This is a genomic window from Neorhizobium populisoli (assembly GCF_019430945.1).
GTDB lineage: Bacteria > Pseudomonadota > Alphaproteobacteria > Rhizobiales > Rhizobiaceae > Neorhizobium > Neorhizobium populisoli.
The window spans coordinates 570,866-585,747 of sequence record NZ_JAHYCB010000002.1; the positions used below are offsets into that span (position 1 = coordinate 570,866).

The 14,882-nt window shown below is 62.3% G+C and carries 15 protein-coding genes and 1 pseudogene; 13 read left to right on the top strand and 3 right to left on the bottom strand.

Annotated elements, in window-relative coordinates; translation table 11 throughout:
• The first annotated feature begins 44 nt into the window (after positions 1–44).
• The 3 genes from KX729_RS07080 to KX729_RS07090 all read left to right on the top strand — a co-directional run bounded on the left by KX729_RS07080 (position 45) and on the right by KX729_RS07090 (position 3,182).
• Positions 45–2,216, top strand: a complete 2,172-nt coding sequence (locus KX729_RS07080) for an FG-GAP-like repeat-containing protein (RefSeq protein ID WP_219741716.1) — start codon at positions 45–47, stop codon at positions 2,214–2,216.
• A gap of 141 nt (positions 2,217–2,357) precedes the next feature.
• Complete coding sequence (locus KX729_RS07085) at positions 2,358–2,765, top strand: GFA family protein (protein WP_219741717.1); 408 nt, start codon at positions 2,358–2,360, stop codon at positions 2,763–2,765.
• 33 nt (positions 2,766–2,798) lie between these two features.
• Entirely contained in the window at positions 2,799–3,182 is a 384-nt protein-coding gene (locus KX729_RS07090; RefSeq protein ID WP_219741718.1) for a VOC family protein, read from the top strand.
• Here KX729_RS07090 and KX729_RS07095 read toward each other — a convergent pair.
• On the bottom strand, positions 3,176–4,084 hold the full coding sequence (locus KX729_RS07095; protein WP_219741719.1) for a LysR family transcriptional regulator ArgP: 909 nt from the start codon (positions 4,082–4,084) through the stop codon (positions 3,176–3,178). The genes KX729_RS07090 and KX729_RS07095 overlap by 7 nt on opposite strands.
• A 102-nt stretch (positions 4,085–4,186) precedes the next feature.
• Between KX729_RS07095 and KX729_RS07100 the strand changes: the two genes are divergently transcribed.
• A complete protein-coding gene (locus KX729_RS07100) occupies positions 4,187–4,795 on the top strand; it encodes a LysE/ArgO family amino acid transporter (protein ID WP_219741720.1) in 609 nt (202 codons plus the stop codon).
• On the opposite strand, the gene KX729_RS07105 is transcribed toward KX729_RS07100, so the two are convergent.
• A complete protein-coding gene (locus KX729_RS07105; protein ID WP_219741721.1) occupies positions 4,792–5,925 on the bottom strand; it encodes a hypothetical protein in 1,134 nt (377 codons plus the stop codon). The two genes, KX729_RS07100 and KX729_RS07105, sit on opposite strands and share 4 nt — an antisense overlap.
• A 211-nt stretch (positions 5,926–6,136) precedes the next feature.
• On the opposite strand from KX729_RS07105, the gene KX729_RS07110 reads away from it, so the two are divergent.
• Complete coding sequence (locus tag KX729_RS07110) at positions 6,137–6,391, top strand: hypothetical protein (RefSeq protein WP_219741722.1); 255 nt, start codon at positions 6,137–6,139, stop codon at positions 6,389–6,391.
• Positions 6,392–6,399: 8 nt separating this feature from the next.
• Positions 6,400–7,244, top strand: a pseudogene (locus KX729_RS07115) (dienelactone hydrolase family protein).
• A gap of 302 nt (positions 7,245–7,546) precedes the next feature.
• On the opposite strand, the gene msrB reads toward KX729_RS07115, so the two are convergent.
• A complete protein-coding gene (msrB, locus tag KX729_RS07120; protein ID WP_219741723.1) occupies positions 7,547–7,960 on the bottom strand; it encodes a peptide-methionine (R)-S-oxide reductase MsrB in 414 nt (137 codons plus the stop codon).
• A gap of 186 nt (positions 7,961–8,146) precedes the next feature.
• Here msrB and KX729_RS07125 point away from each other — a divergent pair, with 186 nt between their 5' ends.
• From KX729_RS07125 to mnhG, 7 genes are all read left to right on the top strand, one after another.
• The gene (locus KX729_RS07125) at positions 8,147–10,492 is read left to right on the top strand and encodes a putative monovalent cation/H+ antiporter subunit A (protein ID WP_219741724.1); all 2,346 of its coding nucleotides are present in this window, start codon (positions 8,147–8,149) and stop codon (positions 10,490–10,492) included.
• A 352-nt stretch (positions 10,493–10,844) separates the two neighbouring features.
• Positions 10,845–11,282 carry a Na+/H+ antiporter subunit B gene (locus KX729_RS07130; protein ID WP_219741725.1) on the top strand — a complete coding sequence of 146 codons (438 nt, stop codon included), beginning with the start codon at positions 10,845–10,847 and terminating at the stop codon, positions 11,280–11,282.
• The gene (locus tag KX729_RS07135) at positions 11,282–11,659 is read left to right on the top strand and encodes a Na+/H+ antiporter subunit C (protein ID WP_219741726.1); all 378 of its coding nucleotides are present in this window, start codon (positions 11,282–11,284) and stop codon (positions 11,657–11,659) included. The genes KX729_RS07130 and KX729_RS07135 overlap by 1 nt, the downstream gene beginning before the upstream one ends.
• 289 nt (positions 11,660–11,948) lie before the next feature.
• The gene (locus KX729_RS07140) at positions 11,949–13,499 is read left to right on the top strand and encodes a Na+/H+ antiporter subunit D (RefSeq protein WP_219741727.1); all 1,551 of its coding nucleotides are present in this window, start codon (positions 11,949–11,951) and stop codon (positions 13,497–13,499) included.
• Entirely contained in the window at positions 13,496–13,969 is a 474-nt protein-coding gene (locus tag KX729_RS07145; protein ID WP_219741728.1) for a Na+/H+ antiporter subunit E, read from the top strand. The genes KX729_RS07140 and KX729_RS07145 overlap by 4 nt, the downstream gene beginning before the upstream one ends.
• Positions 13,966–14,367 carry a cation:proton antiporter gene (locus KX729_RS07150; RefSeq protein ID WP_219741729.1) on the top strand — a complete coding sequence of 134 codons (402 nt, stop codon included), beginning with the start codon at positions 13,966–13,968 and terminating at the stop codon, positions 14,365–14,367. Before KX729_RS07145 ends, KX729_RS07150 begins: the two co-directional genes overlap by 4 nt.
• Complete coding sequence (mnhG, locus tag KX729_RS07155; protein WP_219741730.1) at positions 14,364–14,693, top strand: monovalent cation/H(+) antiporter subunit G; 330 nt, start codon at positions 14,364–14,366, stop codon at positions 14,691–14,693. The genes KX729_RS07150 and mnhG overlap by 4 nt, the downstream gene beginning before the upstream one ends.
• Positions 14,694–14,882 lie beyond the last annotated feature (189 nt).

A 14,882-nucleotide genomic window follows, 5' to 3' on the forward strand; every position in this document is an offset into this window, starting at 1 on the left:
AACTGCTCTAGACCCGGCGAAAACACCCTTCCCAAGGAAAACCTGTGCTGACCCCCACCACAATCCGTTATGTCGAACTCAAGGGTGCCATCGGCACCGCCCAGGAACTGACGGTTATCGACGTCAATGGCGACGGTTATCTCGATCTGGTCGGCGCCGGCCTCTATTATCCCCTGCAGAACAAGGCGGTGCCGGTCTTCGTGATGCTGAACGACAAGAAGGGCGGCTTCACGGTTGGCCCGTCCAGCCTGTTCAGCGGCGGCGTGCCGGGCACGGTCCATCCGCGCGAAATGGTGACGGGCGATTTCAACGGCGATGGCCGGACCGACATCTTCATTGCCGATCACGGCTACGACGTTAATCCGTTTCCGGGCCATGCCAACGTCCTGCTGCTCGGCAAGGCGGGCGGCGGCTTTACCAACGCCACCTCGCGCCTGCCGTCCACGCCGGACTTTTCCCACTCCGCTGATGCCGCCGATATCGACGGCGACGGCGACCTCGATCTTTATGTCGGCAATATCGGCGGCGGCCAGATCGGGCCGTATTTCCTGATCAACAACGGATCGGCGGGCTTTTCGGTCTCGACATCGCGGCTGCCGACGGAGATTGCCGGCCGGTCGGCCACCTATACGACCTCGCTGTTGCTCGATGCGGATGGCGACGGCGACAAGGATCTTTTCCTCGGCAGCGACCAGAGCGGCCATGTCCTGCTGCTCAACAACGGCAAGGGGAATTTCGTAAAAAGCACCAAGGCCATGCCGGAAGGGCTGTTCGGGGCGGGCCAGAACATTACGGTGGATTCGAAGGCCTTCGATTTCAACCGCGACGGCAAGCTGGATATCCTGGCGGTAGAGACGGACAATTCGCCTTTCTACAAGGGCGCACGCCTTCAGGTCCTGCTTTCGGACGGTAAGGGCGGGTTCTCGGACGGCAGCAAGATCTATCTCGACAGCCAGCCGAATACCGATGCCTGGATCAAATATGTCCAGTTCGTCGACCTCAACAAGGATGGCGCGCTCGATATCGTCGGAGAACTGTCCGGCGGTTATACGGGTCTGGTCACCTATCTGAACGACGGCGCCAATCACTTCTACCAGATGGGCATAAACGCTCTGACCTCGTCCTATTCGAACCCGATCGAGTTCATGGACATCAACAAGGACGGCACGCCCGAACTGGTGCAGATGTCGATCTACGACGGCAAATACGGCATCGCGGTCATGGACCTGAAGACGTCGGCCGGAAATGTTGTCGGCACATCGGGCGCGGATACCGTGTTCGGCTCGGCGGCCTCCCAGACGATCGACGGCGGCGCCGGCAACGATTTCCTGGCCGGCGGTGCCGGCAATGACGTTCTGATCGGCGGCGCAGGTGCAGACAAGCTGCTCGGCGGCGCGGGATCGGATACGGCTTCTTATGCCGGTGCAACGAAGGGTGTGGTCGCCAACCTGACGAATGCGGCGCTGAACACCAACGACGCGAAGGGCGATATCTATTCCTACATCGAGAACCTGACTGGCTCGAGCTATAACGACACGTTGACCGGCAATAGTGCTGCAAACACGCTTTCCGGCGGTGTCGGCGACGACACGCTGGATGGCGGTGCGGGCAACGATAACCTGATCGGTGGCACAGGTGCCGACAAGCTGATCGGCGGAGACGGCACAGACACGGCCTCCTATGCCGGTGCCGCGAAGGGTTTGGTTGCCAACCTCACCAACGCAGCGTCCAATACCAACGATGCCAAGGGCGATACCTATTCGTCGATCGAGAACCTGACCGGATCGAGCTTCAACGACATCCTGATCGGCAACTCGTCAGCCAATACGCTCTCCGGCGGCGCCGGCGACGATAGGTTCTATAGCGGCCTCGGCAACGATTTCCTGATCGGCGGCGCCGGCAAGGACACGTTCGTTTTCGACAGCAAGCTCGGATCGACCAATATCGACACGATCGACGATTTCATCGTCAAGGACGACACGATCTGGCTGGATGACGATATCTTCACCAAGGCCGGCAAGGTCGGTGATCTGACAGCCGATGCGTTCTACACCGGCACCAAGGCACATGATGGATCCGACCGCGTCATCTATGACAAAGCGACCGGCAAGCTGTGGTACGATGCCGACGGTTTTGGCGCAGGCGCTGCTATCCAGTTCGCAACGCTCGACAAGGGCCTCGTCCTGACGGCGGCGAACTTCGATATCATTGCCTAACAGGGGCGTAGCCTCCTAACAGGGGCGTAGCCTCCTGACAGAGATAGCATCGCCTGATAGGAATGCGTGGCGCGGGGTGACTCGCACCACATCCTTTTCCGCGCCGCCCTTCGGTCTGTGCGAAATCATTCCAGAGGCACCATGGCATCGAGAATAGCGACCTGCTCCTGTGGGCAATTGTCCATCGAACTGACCGGCGAAATGCGGGGCGTCGGCGTCTGCCACTGCCTCGCCTGCCAGAAGCGCACCGGCAGCGTGTTTGCAGCACTTGCCGGCTTCGAGCCGAAATACAAGGTGACGGGCAAGGCGGCCGAATATGTCCGCACCGGCGATCAGGGCGCCCGTTTCCGGTTCCGCTTCTGCCCGGTCTGCGGCACCAATCTCTACAATACCGAAGAGGGTTACGAGGACCGGTTCGTGGCGGTCGCGGTCGGCTGTTTTGCCGATCCGAGCTTCCCGCCACCGGAAGACTCGGTTTATGACTGCCGCCGGCATTCCTGGGTGCAATTGCCGCAGGGCATTGCCGTTCATCGCAAGGACCCGACCTGAGGAGGAGGGGGCTTGCTGCCTCGGGAGGAAACCATGGCCGCATTTCGCATCAACCACCTGTCCATCCTCGTCGCCGATCTTCGACGCAGCGCCGATTTCTATGAGAAGGTGCTTCGCCTGCCGGAGATCGAATGCAAGGTCGGCAAACCGACCATCCGCTGGTTCGGCATCGGCGACAGCCAGTCGATCCACCTGATCGAGGGTGATTTCGGCGCGACCTTCGTCACCATGTCGACGCATCTCTGCATCGCCGTGACCGATCTCGACGAGGCCATCGCCCATATCGGCTCGACGGGCACGGTCTACGGCAATCTCGCCCGCGAACCCGGCAAGGTGCATATGCGCGCCGATGGCATCCGTTCGGTTTACCTGCAGGACCCGGACGGTTACTGGATCGAAGTCAGCGACGATTATTGAGTCGGTGCGACCAGCTCTCTTTTCGCCACGGTGACGATTTCCCGCGTCAGCCCCGCCAGCCGGTCCGCCGTCAGCCGGTTGATCTGCCAGAAGAGCGGAATATCCAGCGATGCGCCCGGCACCAGTTCCACCAGCCGGCCGGATTTGAAATGTTCCTCGACGAGGCTCGACGGGTTCATGCCCCAGCCCATGCCGGCCAGGCTGCCGTCCACGAAGGCTTGCGTCGAAGGCAGCCAGTGCGTCGGGTTCTGCGGGCTCTTGCCGAAGACGTGACGCATCCATTGTGCCTGTAGCTCATCCTTCTGGTTGAAGGTCAGCACCGGCGCGCGGGCCAGCGCCTCCACCGTCACGCCATCGGGAAAATGGCGCGCGACGAAGTCCGGGCTGGCGGTGGCGTGGTAACGCAGCGCTCCGAGCGGAAAGACCTTGCAGCCCTGCACCGGCTTTGCGAGCGCCGTCACCGCCGCCGTCACGCGCCCCTGTCGCAGCCATTCGGCGGTATGGTCCTGATCGTCGACCGCGACATGCAGCATATAGTTGGAAGAGCGGGCAAAACCGGCGATCGCCCCCAGAAACCAGGTGCCGAGACTGTCGGCATTGACGGCGATATGCAGCGTCACCGGCTCGTTGGCTGTGCCGGTCTCGGCCAGCGCGGGAAGGTGGGTGAAAAGCTCTGCCTCCAGCATGCCGACATGTTCCATATGCCGGCACAGCCATTCGCCCTTTTCGGTCGCTGTGCAGGGCTGGCCGCGGGCAATCAGCACGGTGCCCATGCGCTCTTCAAGCTGCTTGACCCGCTGGGAAACGGCGGACGGCGTGACGTTGAGCCGCGCGGCGGCCTTTTCGAAACTGCCGGTCTCGACCACGGCGGCAACGGCTTTCAGGGCGGCATAGTCCAGCATGATTTAATCTGGCTTAATTGAGGGGAGAAAAATTAATTCGCCTAAATCGACTTACGGCATTAGCGAGAGGCCATCAAGTCCTCTCCTTTTTCGAGTCACATCATGGATTTTTCGGTTTATGCGGCGGGCCTCAGCATCGGGCTCAGCCTGATCGTCGCAATCGGTGCGCAGAACGCCTTTGTGCTGCGGCAGGGCCTGCGGCGGGAGCATGTCTTCGCCGTCTGCCTCACCTGCGCCGTATCGGATGCGATCCTGATCACGCTCGGCGTCAGCAGCTTCCGGCAGGTGGCGGAGGTGCTGCCCTGGCTCGACCCGGTGATGCGTTATGGCGGCGCGGCCTTTCTCATCTGGTACGGCCTGCGCAGCCTGATCTCCGCCTTCCGGTCGTCCGGAGCGCTGGTCGTCGGCGAAGGAGCGGGGGAAAGCTTTCGCCGCACGCTTCTGACCTGCCTGGCGCTCACCTGGCTCAATCCGCATGTCTATCTCGATACGGTCGTGCTGCTCGGCACGATCTCGACCCAGTTTCCCGGCGGGCAGGTGCCGTTTGCCGCAGGTGCCGCCACCGGCTCGTTCCTTTTCTTTTTCGGGCTCGGTTACGGCGCCCGCTGGCTGCGGCCGCTGTTTGCCAAACCTGCCTCGTGGCGCATCCTAGAAACGCTGATCGGGCTGATGATGGGCGGGCTGGCGATCGGGTTGGTGGCGGGGCGCTAAGCGGCCCCGGCCCCCATCTCATAGCTATTGTTGGCGGCGTTCTGGATCATCGCCAGCGCGATCGGCGGTAGGATCAGGCTCCAGATCGCCAGCCAGGTGATCGAAACCAGCCGTCCTTCCCCTTGCGAACGCGCCCTGTCGTTGAGCAGGTCGCCAAGCGTCATGATCAGGATCGGCAGCCCGAGCGGGATGAGGATCGAGATGAACATGCCGGCAAGCGGCGTCAGCAGCCGCTGGGACGCAGCCGCGCCCGCCAGTTCCCCATGGATGCGATAGGTCCAATAGGCGAGATAGACGAAGGCGGTGAGCGCGATGGCGAGGATGAGCATGGATATCAGGAAGATTGCCGGACTGCTCTCGAAAGCCCTGCCGCCGAGCCAGTTTTCCTGGGCAAGGTAGAGGCCGCAACTCAGGACGATCACCAGTACCGGCAGCAAAGATAGCATGATCGCCACGAGAAACGGCGATCGCCGGCGCGGCGTGATCGGCTTGTGCCGGACGCGCGGAACCTCCTCGAAGGCCAGCGGCCGGGCGGGGAGAAGCAAGATCAGGGCAAGGAAGATGCAGGTGAGGAAAGCCGTAATCACCGCTGTGCCGTTGTCGTCGAACTGATAGAGCATCGACAGGAAGGCCGGGGCGAAGAACGCGACCAGGATCGATGCCGATATCAGCGTCAGCGCGCAGCCGAAATCGATCTTGTTCGGCCGGCCGCCGACCAGAAAGATCGCGATCGCCAGCGGAAAGACGGCGCGCGACATGCCATGAACCATCCCGAATACGGTGAGAAAGACCGTCGACCCCCAGACGTCCGGTGTCAGCATGAAGGCCAGCGCGGTGACTGCATGGATGACGAGGGGCACGACCAGGGCCAGCCAGCCATGCCGGCTTGCGGCGACGAAGGCCACGAAGGCGCCGAGGATCCAGCCGAGGTTGATGGCGAAATAGAAGACGCCGATCATCTGGTAGCTGGCCGAGGCCTTCTGCGCCATCAGCGGCAGAATGGTGGAAAGGCCCTGGCTGGCGGATGCGACGAGAAGCGAGGAGAAAAACAGGGCCCAATATCGGTAGGTGCTGAGAAAATCGGCCAGCACCCATTCAGGTCTGCCGGCAGTGGCAGGAGTATTGTTCATCGGTGAAACATGTGCTCCGTTCGCAATGATTGTTCCCGGCGGAATATGGAAGGGCGTGGAGGCCCGGCAATAGCACCGTCGCAGCGATTTTCGGCGGCCGCCGACCAGGCCGGGCAGCCAGCCGGATCACGAAACACTTTGTGGTGAGGTGATTGACCGCGCGCTACATCCTGGGTCATTTACTGGACCATCTCTGGCTCACGGTGTCGCCATGGCATCTTACCTGTTCGTTTTGGTCCTCATGCTAGGCTGCGGCCTTGCCAATCTCCTTGGCCCGAACCGCGAATTCCGCAGCGGCGGTATCAAAAGCGCCTTGAACGAGGCGAACCGCGGCCTGAACACCGTCGTTTCCAAGCGCGATGCGCAGCGTGCGGAAATCCGGATCCTTGTCCTTCTCGTCTGGCTTGTCGCGACAATTGCGCTGCTGATCTGGCTCCTGGGTGGGTTTCGCGGCTATTTCGGTTGAGGTGGGTGATGCTGTCTCGGAAAGCGCTGGCCGTCCTGATCGCCCTTGGCGCCGGCCTGAGTGCTGAAGCCGCTCTCGCCGATGAAACGGTTCAGTTCGAAAGCGCGCCGGTCAAGCCGAGCCCGTTTCGCGAGCGTCTGGCCAGAGAAAGGGGAGAGGTTGTGCCCCAGCCTCAGGGCATGCCGCTCGTCGGCTATCTCAGCCGCCCGCCGGGTGATGGTCCGTTTCCGGCGGTGGTGGTGATGCATGGCTGTGGCGGCCTGAGCGCGCGCCTGCAGACCGGCTGGGCGGAGCGGCTGAATTCCTGGGGTTACGTCGCTTTGGTCGTCGACAGTTTCAAGACGCGCAATATCAAGGATACCTGCGCCAGCTATCTGGCCGACCGGGTCTATGATGCCTATGGCGCGCTGGATTTTCTCGCCGGACAGGGTTTCGTCGATCCGCAGCGCGTCGCCCTGATGGGCTTTTCGGCCGGCGGCATCGCCACGCTGGAAGCGACCAAGGCGGATGGCGACGAGCAACTGATGGACCCCGCAAGTTCAAGGCGGCGATCGGCTATTATCCGCTCTGCCGACCAACCGAAGGTGACGCGACCGTGCCGACCCTGATCATGAACGGCGAACTGGACGACTGGAGCCCGGCCGACCATTGCCGGCAAAGGGTGGTGCACATGACGGGCAAGGGCGCGCCGGTCGATCTGGAAATCTATCCGGGAGCGTATCACGATTTCGACGTGCTCTCCGACAAGGGCGGCAAACGCTATTTCGGCCACTTGCTGCAATATGATGCGGATGCGGCCGAGAGGTCGGTCAATGCGGTGCAGGCGTTTTTGGGGAAGTATGTTGCGAAGTGAGGGGAATCAGGTGGATTTGCCCCTCATCCTCTCCCAGCTTGTGGTGGGGCAATCGCATTTGGAATGCGCGGCATCCTCCATTCTCCCCCCCTTGCGGGGAGATGTCGCCAGCGGCGACAGAGGGGGGTGGTCCAGCGAATTCCACGGTCGGGTTTGTGGCGCCACCCCCATCTGTCAGCTCTGCTGACATCTTCCCCGCAAGGGGGAAGAAAGGAGCCTGCGGCAACGCCGAGTGGCAATATGCGATCGTCCTGCCTTGTGCAGGGGGAAAGTTAGATTGAGGGGCAAATCAACTGAATAGTTTACTTCAACGGCTCGAACGTCATCGAATGACCGTTGATGCAGTACCTCAACCCCGTCGGCGGCGGGCCGTCGGGGAAGACGTGGCCGAGATGGCCGCCGCAATTGGCGCAGCGCACTTCGGTGCGCACCATGCCATGTGTCACGTCGCGGAACTCGTCGACCACGCCCGGCTTCACCGGCTCGAAATAGCTCGGCCAGCCGCAGCCGGAATCGAACTTGGTGTCGGAGACGAACAGTTCCTCACCGCAGCCGGCGCAGCGGTAGAGACCCTTTTCCTTGCTGTTCCAGTACGGGCCGGTAAAGGCACGCTCGGTGCCGGCCTGCCGCAGGATGCGATACTGTTCCGGCGAAAGCTCTTCACGCCATTCCGTGTCGGACTTCTGGATCTTGGGGGAATTCTTGACTTCGGACATTCGATGATCCTCTTGTTTTCCCATAAATAGGTATTTCCTGCGGCAAGGAAAAGATGGCGCCGGTGTCCTGCCACCGGATTTACCGCGTCGTGATCCGGTTTTGCTTGAGACGGTCTGCCGTTTCCCCTAGAAAGCCATTTCGTTCCGCAAAGCGGGTGGTTTCTAATGCTTGACTAGGGAGAAGACATGGCTGCCAATGCGCCGGCATTGACGTTCATCGCACTTCTCCTGCCGTTTCTCGGTGCCGTGCTGGCGCCGATCCTGACCCGCAAATTCGGCGACAAGGCCGCCTGGCTGCTGGCACTGGCCCCCGGGTTCGCCTTCCTGCATTTCTCGACCTTCCTGAATGAGATCGCCGCCGGCGAAGTGGCGACGGGCGGTTATGTCTGGGCGCCGAGCTTCAACCTGTCCTTTTCCTGGTTCCTCGATGGCCTGTCGCTCACCTTCGCGCTTCTGATCACCGGCATCGGCACGCTGATCGTCATCTATTCCGGCGGTTACATGAAGGGGCATGAAGGGCAGGGGCGGTTTCTGGCCTTCATCCTCCTCTTCATGGGCGCCATGCTGGGGCTCGTCGTCTCCGACAGTTTCCTGATGCTGTTCATCTATTGGGAACTGACCTCGATCGCCTCCTTCCTGCTGATCGGCTTCGATCACGAACGGGAGGCCGCCCGCCGCGCCGCCCTTCAGGCATTGGTGGTGACCGGCATTGGCGGGCTCTCCCTGCTGGCCGGCCTGATCTTCATCTGGAATATTACCGGCATCACCCAGTTCTCGCTGCTCATCCATCTGGAAAGCGGGCTCAGGGAAAGCCCGTTCTATCTCACCGCACTTCTGCTGGTGCTTGCTGGCGCCTTCACCAAGTCGGCGCAGTTTCCCTTCCATTTCTGGCTGCCGAACGCCATGGAAGCACCGACGCCGGTTTCCGCCTACCTGCATTCCGCCACCATGGTGAAGGCCGGCGTCTATCTGCTGATGCGGCTCAACCCGGTGATGGGGGAAACGCCCGCCTGGGAAATCCTGCTGCCCTTTTTCGGCGGCATTACGCTGGTGGCGGGCACTTTCCTGGCCGTCCGCCAGACCGATCTGAAGCTGATGCTCGCCTATACCACCATGGCCTCACTCGGCCTGCTGGTGATGTTGACCGGTTTCGATTCGCCCCATGCGATCGAGGCGGCGGTGCTTTATCTGGTGGCGCATTCGCTGTTCAAAGGCGCGCTGTTCATGGTCGCCGGCACGGTTGACCACGAGGCCGGCACCCGCGACGTGACGAAGCTCGGCGGGTTGTGCAAGGCGATGCCGGTCACTTTCGCGGCAGCACTGCTGGCAGCGCTTTCCATGGGCGGCCTGCCGCTGTTCTTCGGTTTCCTCGCCAAGGAGGAAATCTATGCCGCACTCGCGGCCGGCAATCCGCGCGCCGTCTTCTTCACCGGCCTGGCGGTGATCGGCAATGCGCTGATGTTCGCGATCTCCTTCGCCGTGGCCCTGAAACCCTTCCTCGGCGCACCGGTTGAAACGCCGAAACATGCGCATGAAGGCCCGGTCTCGTTATGGCTCGGCCCGGTCGTGCTGGCGGCGCTTGGCCTCATCGCCGCGCTCTTCTCCGGCACGGCGCATCTCTACATCTCCTCGCCGATGGCGAGCGCCGTTCTGGACGAGAAGGTGGTGGTCGATATCTCGACCCTGCCGCATCTCGGCCTGCCGCTTTGGCTCTCGATTGCCACCGTTATATCAGGCGCGCTGATCTTCTGGCGGCTCGATGCGGTGCGGGCGATGATGGTCAAGGTGCTGGAAAGCCTCGGCCCCGGCCCGGATCGCGGTTTCGACCATTTCGTCTCGGGCCTCGTGCGCGTCTCGGTCGGGATCACCCGTTTCCTGCAGCCCGGCCGGCTGGAAATCTATATCACCGCCACCTTCATCCTTCTAGCGGTGACGCTGCTCCTGCCGCCTTTCGTCTTCGGCGAACTGCCGGCCGTGCCGTCCTTCCCGAACAAAGTCCTGGTCCAGGAGGGCGCCTTCTTCCTGATCGCTCTGATCGGCATCGTCGCCGTCTTGCGGGCAAGGGACCGGCTGACGGCGATCGTCTCGCTCGGCATCCAGGGTTTTGCCGTGGCTGTGCTTTTCCTGCTGTTCGGCGCGCCGGACCTGTCGTTCACCCAGTTCATGGTCGAAACCCTCTCGGTCGTCATCCTGGCGCTGGTGATGACGAGGCTGAGGCTCTCGCCGCGCGACCACCGGCCGGTGGGCCAGATGTTGTTCGATGCGGTGATCGCCACCGCCTGCGGCCTCGGCTTCACGCTGCTCTTGCTGAAATCGGTGGAGGCGCCGTTCGATACGGCACTGACGGATTTCTTCAACGCCTATTCCAAGGTGATCGCCCATGGCGCCAATGTCGTGAACGTCATCATCGTCGATTTCCGCGGCGTGGATACGCTGGGTGAAATTGCGGTGGTGATGGTGACGGGACTGGCGGTGCTGGCGCTGATCCGGGTGAGGGCAGGACGGCGGAGTGATGTGGGGGAGGGGCGGTGATGGGCGACATTCCTCGTTCACTTCGTTACGTCGATGGGCGTTACCTAACTATTCCTGCGCCGCAAGGCATCTTTGCCTTGCAGGTAAGGCGATTGCGCATGGAATCTGAAGTGGTGCGGCCAGCTCCCTTCTCTCCCCCTTGCGGGGAGAGATGCCCGGCAGGGCAGAGTGGGGGCTGTTCAGCACATTCTACCGTCGGGTTCGTGGCACCACCCCCATCTGTCAGCTCCGCTGACATCTTCCCCGCAAGGGGGAAGACGGGAGCCTGCGGCGCCTCCGAACTTCCATCAACGAGGAGATCCCTAGCAAACCAGCGGGGGGTCATTAGGGCTGAACACGGAGGATGGGACGCATGAACACCCTCATCCTCCGCACCGTCGCCCCCTTCGTCACCGCGCTGATGCTGCTCTTCTCTATCTTCGTCCTGCTGCGCGGCCATAACGAGCCCGGCGGCGGGTTCATCGGCGGCCTGATCGCAGCCTCCGCCCTGGCGCTCTACGGCATCGCCTTCGGTGTCGGCGCCGTGCGCCGGGCGATACGTTTCCATCCGATGGCGATTGCCGGGGCCGGTCTTTTCCTGGCGACGCTTTCCGGCTTCATCTCCATCCTCGCCGGCGTGCCCTTCATGACCGGGCTGTGGGTCTATCCGCATGTGTTCGGCGTCGAAGTGCCGCTCGCCACCGTCATGTCCTTCGATCTCGGTGTATATCTGGTCGTGGTCGGAGCGATCACCTCGATCGCGCTGGCGCTCGAACAGGAGCCGGGGCCGGATTTGGAGAGGGAAGACTGATGGAAACCCTGTTTGCCATCCTGATCGGCATGTTCTTCGCCGCCGCCGTCTATCTCATGCTGTCGAAATATTCGGTGCGCATCCTGCTCGGCGTGGCGCTGCTCGGCAATGCGGTCAATCTCCTGCTGTTCACCGCGGGCAGACTGACCCGTGAAGTGCCGCCGATCATCCCGGCGGGGGTCGATGCATTGCCGTCCGGCACCGCCAATCCGCTGCCGCAGGCGCTGATCCTTACCGCGATTGTCATCTCGTTCTCCTTCTTCGCCTTCCTTCTGGTGCTGACCTATCGCGCCTATCAGGAGCTCGGGACGGACGATACCGACGAGATGCGGGTCGCCGAACCACGCGGCGAAGATCGTCCGCCGATGGGGTATTGATGAGGATTGGTGTGTTTGACATTCATTGGAGCGTGTCCGCCTGCGGCACCCCCCTCTGCCCTGCCGGGCATCTCCCCCACAAGGGGGGAGATTGGCAGGCTGCGCGGTCGCGGCTTCATATCGATCGATCCAAATCTGCTTTTGCGAAGCGGCATGACCGGCAACCATTTTCGCAGCGGTTAATCGGGGCAGGCGATCGGCTCCATCCAATCTCCCCCCTTGAGGGGGAGATGTCCGGCAGGACAGAGGGGGGTATCTCCCGCGCAAACCGCAAATGGGGAACCCCCTAATGGCCACCCCCACCAACCTCTCCGCCGCCTTCACCCTCACCCCGCCGCCGCTTGCCGACTGGCTCGTCATCCTCCCGGTCGCCCTGATGATCGGCCTCGGCGCCGTTCTGATGATGGTCCGCAAGTCGGTCCGCCTGCACGGCGCGATCGCCATCGCCGGGCTTGCAGCCCTCGTCCTCATCGACGCCGGCCTTCTCTGGCGCGTCGCGACGCATGGCCCTGTCACCATGGTCATGGGCCGCTGGCTGCCGCCGTTCGGGATTGCGTTCACCGCCGATCTCTTCGGCGCGGCCATGGCGCTTGCCGCCGCGGTCGTCGCACTGGCCGCCGCCATCTTTGCCTTGCGCGATATCGACGCCTCAGGCCGGCGCTACGGGTTCTATCCATTCCTGATGCTGCTGATGGCAGGCGTTTCCGGCGCCTTCCTGACCGGCGACATCTTCAACCTCTATGTCTGGTTCGAGGTGCTGCTGATCTCGTCCTTCGGCCTGCTGATCCTCGGATCGCAGCCGGAACAGATCGACGGCGCGCTGAAATATGCGGTCCTCAACCTGATCGCCACGACGCTGTTCCTGATCGCCGTCGGTTACCTCTATGCGATCTTCGGCACGCTCAACATGGCCGACATTGCCCGCAAGGCCGTGGCCCTGCGCGATACCGGCCCGCTCACCACGCTGACGGGGCTGTTCATCCTCGCCTTCGCCATGAAGGCCGCCGCCTTCCCGGTGAATTTCTGGCTGCCCGCCTCCTATCACACGCCGCGCATCGTTGTGTCGGCGCTGTTCGGCGGGCTGCTCACCAAGGTCGGCATCTATGCGCTGATGCGGGTGACGGTGATGCTTTTCCCGGTCGAGCGGGAAGCGCTCAGCATCGTCATCGTGGTGATCGCCATCCTGACCATGATGGTCGGCGCGCTCGGTGCGCTGGCGCAGTCGGATATCCGCAAGCTCATCGGTTATCTGGTCATTGCCGGCATCGGCAACATGCTGTCCGGTGTCGCCATCGGCACGCCGGGCGCCGTCAGCGGCGCGATCCTCTACGCGCTGCATTCCATGGTGACCATGACGGCGCTTTATCTGGTGGCCGGCGAGATCGGCCGGCTGGGCGGCGGCTGGTCGCTCGTCCATCTCGGCGGGCTGTTCCGCCGCGCGCCGTCGTTTGCCGGCGTTTCCTTCGTTCTTTTCCTCGCCGCTGCCGGCCTGCCGCCGATCTCCGGTCTGTGGCCGAAAGTGGTGCTGCTCAAGGCCTCGCTCGATATCGGCGCCTGGTGGCTGGCGGCCGCAATCCTGGTCTCGGCGTTCCTGATCACGCTGGCGCTCGCTCGCGTCGTGCTGTTTGCCTATTGGCGGCCGTCACCGCGTGAGATCGAGCCGATGACTGCTGCTGCCGACTGGCGTATCGCCCTGCCGCTGGCGGCACTGACGGCGCTGACGATCTTCTTCGGGCTCTTCCCCGAAACACTGCTCGGCCTGTCCCAGGACGCTGCCACCGGACTTGCCGATCCGACGGCCTATATCCGCTCGGTCTTCCCGCAAGGAGAAGGACAATGATCACCTTTGTCCTGTCGCTCACCTTCGCCTTCGTCTGGGCCGCCATCACCGGCAGCGCGACGCTGCACAATCTGATTCTCGGGTTTGCGCTGGCGACGCTGGCGTTGTGGATCGTCCGCGACGAGATGAGCTGCCGCGGTTATTTCGGCCGGCTCGGCCGCATCTTCTCGCTGCTTTTGCTGTTCTTCAAGGAACTGGCATTGTCGGCCTGGAAAGTCGCCACTCTGGTCGTCCGGCGCGACATGGACCTGAAGCCCGGCATCTTCGCCTATCCGCTCACCGTCACTTCGGATTTCGAGATCACGCTGCTCGCCAACCTGATCACGCTGACCCCCGGCACGCTGTCGGTCGATGTGTCGCCTGATCGTAAAACGCTCTACGTCCACGCCATCGACTGTGCCGATATCGAAGCCACCAAACGCGATATCGCTGACGGTTTCGAGCGCAAGATCATGGAGGCGTTCCGATGACGGGGCTCATCCTCTCCTGGTCCGTCTGGGCGGCGCTGGTCGTGCTGGCGATGGCCTTCCTGCTTACCGTCTGGCGGGTTGTCAAAGGCCCGACGCTGGCGGACCGGGTCGTGGCGCTCGACATGCTGACCGGCATCGTCATCGGCTTCATCGCGCTGATTGCGATCAGAACCGGATTTACGCTTTATATCGACATCGCCATTTCGCTCGGCCTTGTCGGTTTCCTAGCGACGGTGGCGTTTGCCCGCTTCATCCTGTCGCGCGGCAGGCCTGCCCGGCCGAAACCCGCTGAACTGGCCGAGGCGCTGCTGGCGCCCGCCGCCACCCGCAAGAAGAAAACAGATACGAAGCGCAAGGGCGGCACCGGCCCCGCGGTGAGACGAAAGGGCGGCAAATGATCGCGGGGCTTCTTGATCTCCTCACGGCTCTTCTGGTTCTGTCAGGCGCGGCTTTCGCTCTGGTTGCGGCAATCGGTCTCGTCCGGCTTCCGGACCTCTATACCCGTATGCATGCAGCCTCCAAGGCGGGCACGGTCGGCTCCGGGCTTCTGCTTCTCGCCGTGGGCGTCCATTCGGCGGAATTGCCGGTGTTGGCGCGGGCTTTGGCGGGTTTCTTCTTCTTCGTCCTCACCGCGCCGGTATCTGCGCACCTGCTTGCCATGGCAGCTCACAAGGTCGGCTATAGGCTCTGCGAGCAGTCCATACGTGACGACATGAATGATTAAGGGCCGCGAATATAACCTGTGATATGCGAGTTATAACCTTGTCACAATGGCGAAAATCGACGCTTATCCATCAGTAAAGCTGATTTAAGCCCGCAGATTGCTGTATCAAAGGCTGGTAACTGGTAAATTTCGCACTTGGACAATCGGCAAAGCAGTGCTACTTCATTGCAAGTAGAGTGAGATGTTGTT

Coding starts and splice junctions, on each gene's coding strand:
- mnhG (WP_219741730.1), top strand. CDS start 14,364: ATGATCGCGGGGCTTCTTGATCTCCTCACGGCTCTTCTGGTTCTGTCA.
- KX729_RS07090 (WP_219741718.1), top strand. CDS start 2,799: ATGGCCGCATTTCGCATCAACCACCTGTCCATCCTCGTCGCCGATCTT.
- KX729_RS07150 (WP_219741729.1), top strand. CDS start 13,966: ATGACGGGGCTCATCCTCTCCTGGTCCGTCTGGGCGGCGCTGGTCGTG.
- KX729_RS07105 (WP_219741721.1), bottom strand. CDS start 5,925: ATGAACAATACTCCTGCCACTGCCGGCAGACCTGAATGGGTGCTGGCC.
- KX729_RS07125 (WP_219741724.1), top strand. CDS start 8,147: ATGGCTGCCAATGCGCCGGCATTGACGTTCATCGCACTTCTCCTGCCG.
- msrB (WP_219741723.1), bottom strand. CDS start 7,960: ATGTCCGAAGTCAAGAATTCCCCCAAGATCCAGAAGTCCGACACGGAA.
- KX729_RS07110 (WP_219741722.1), top strand. CDS start 6,137: ATGGCATCTTACCTGTTCGTTTTGGTCCTCATGCTAGGCTGCGGCCTT.
- KX729_RS07085 (WP_219741717.1), top strand. CDS start 2,358: ATGGCATCGAGAATAGCGACCTGCTCCTGTGGGCAATTGTCCATCGAA.
- KX729_RS07095 (WP_219741719.1), bottom strand. CDS start 4,084: ATGCTGGACTATGCCGCCCTGAAAGCCGTTGCCGCCGTGGTCGAGACC.
- KX729_RS07145 (WP_219741728.1), top strand. CDS start 13,496: ATGATCACCTTTGTCCTGTCGCTCACCTTCGCCTTCGTCTGGGCCGCC.
- KX729_RS07130 (WP_219741725.1), top strand. CDS start 10,845: ATGAACACCCTCATCCTCCGCACCGTCGCCCCCTTCGTCACCGCGCTG.
- KX729_RS07135 (WP_219741726.1), top strand. CDS start 11,282: ATGGAAACCCTGTTTGCCATCCTGATCGGCATGTTCTTCGCCGCCGCC.
- KX729_RS07100 (WP_219741720.1), top strand. CDS start 4,187: ATGGATTTTTCGGTTTATGCGGCGGGCCTCAGCATCGGGCTCAGCCTG.
- KX729_RS07140 (WP_219741727.1), top strand. CDS start 11,949: ATGGCCACCCCCACCAACCTCTCCGCCGCCTTCACCCTCACCCCGCCG.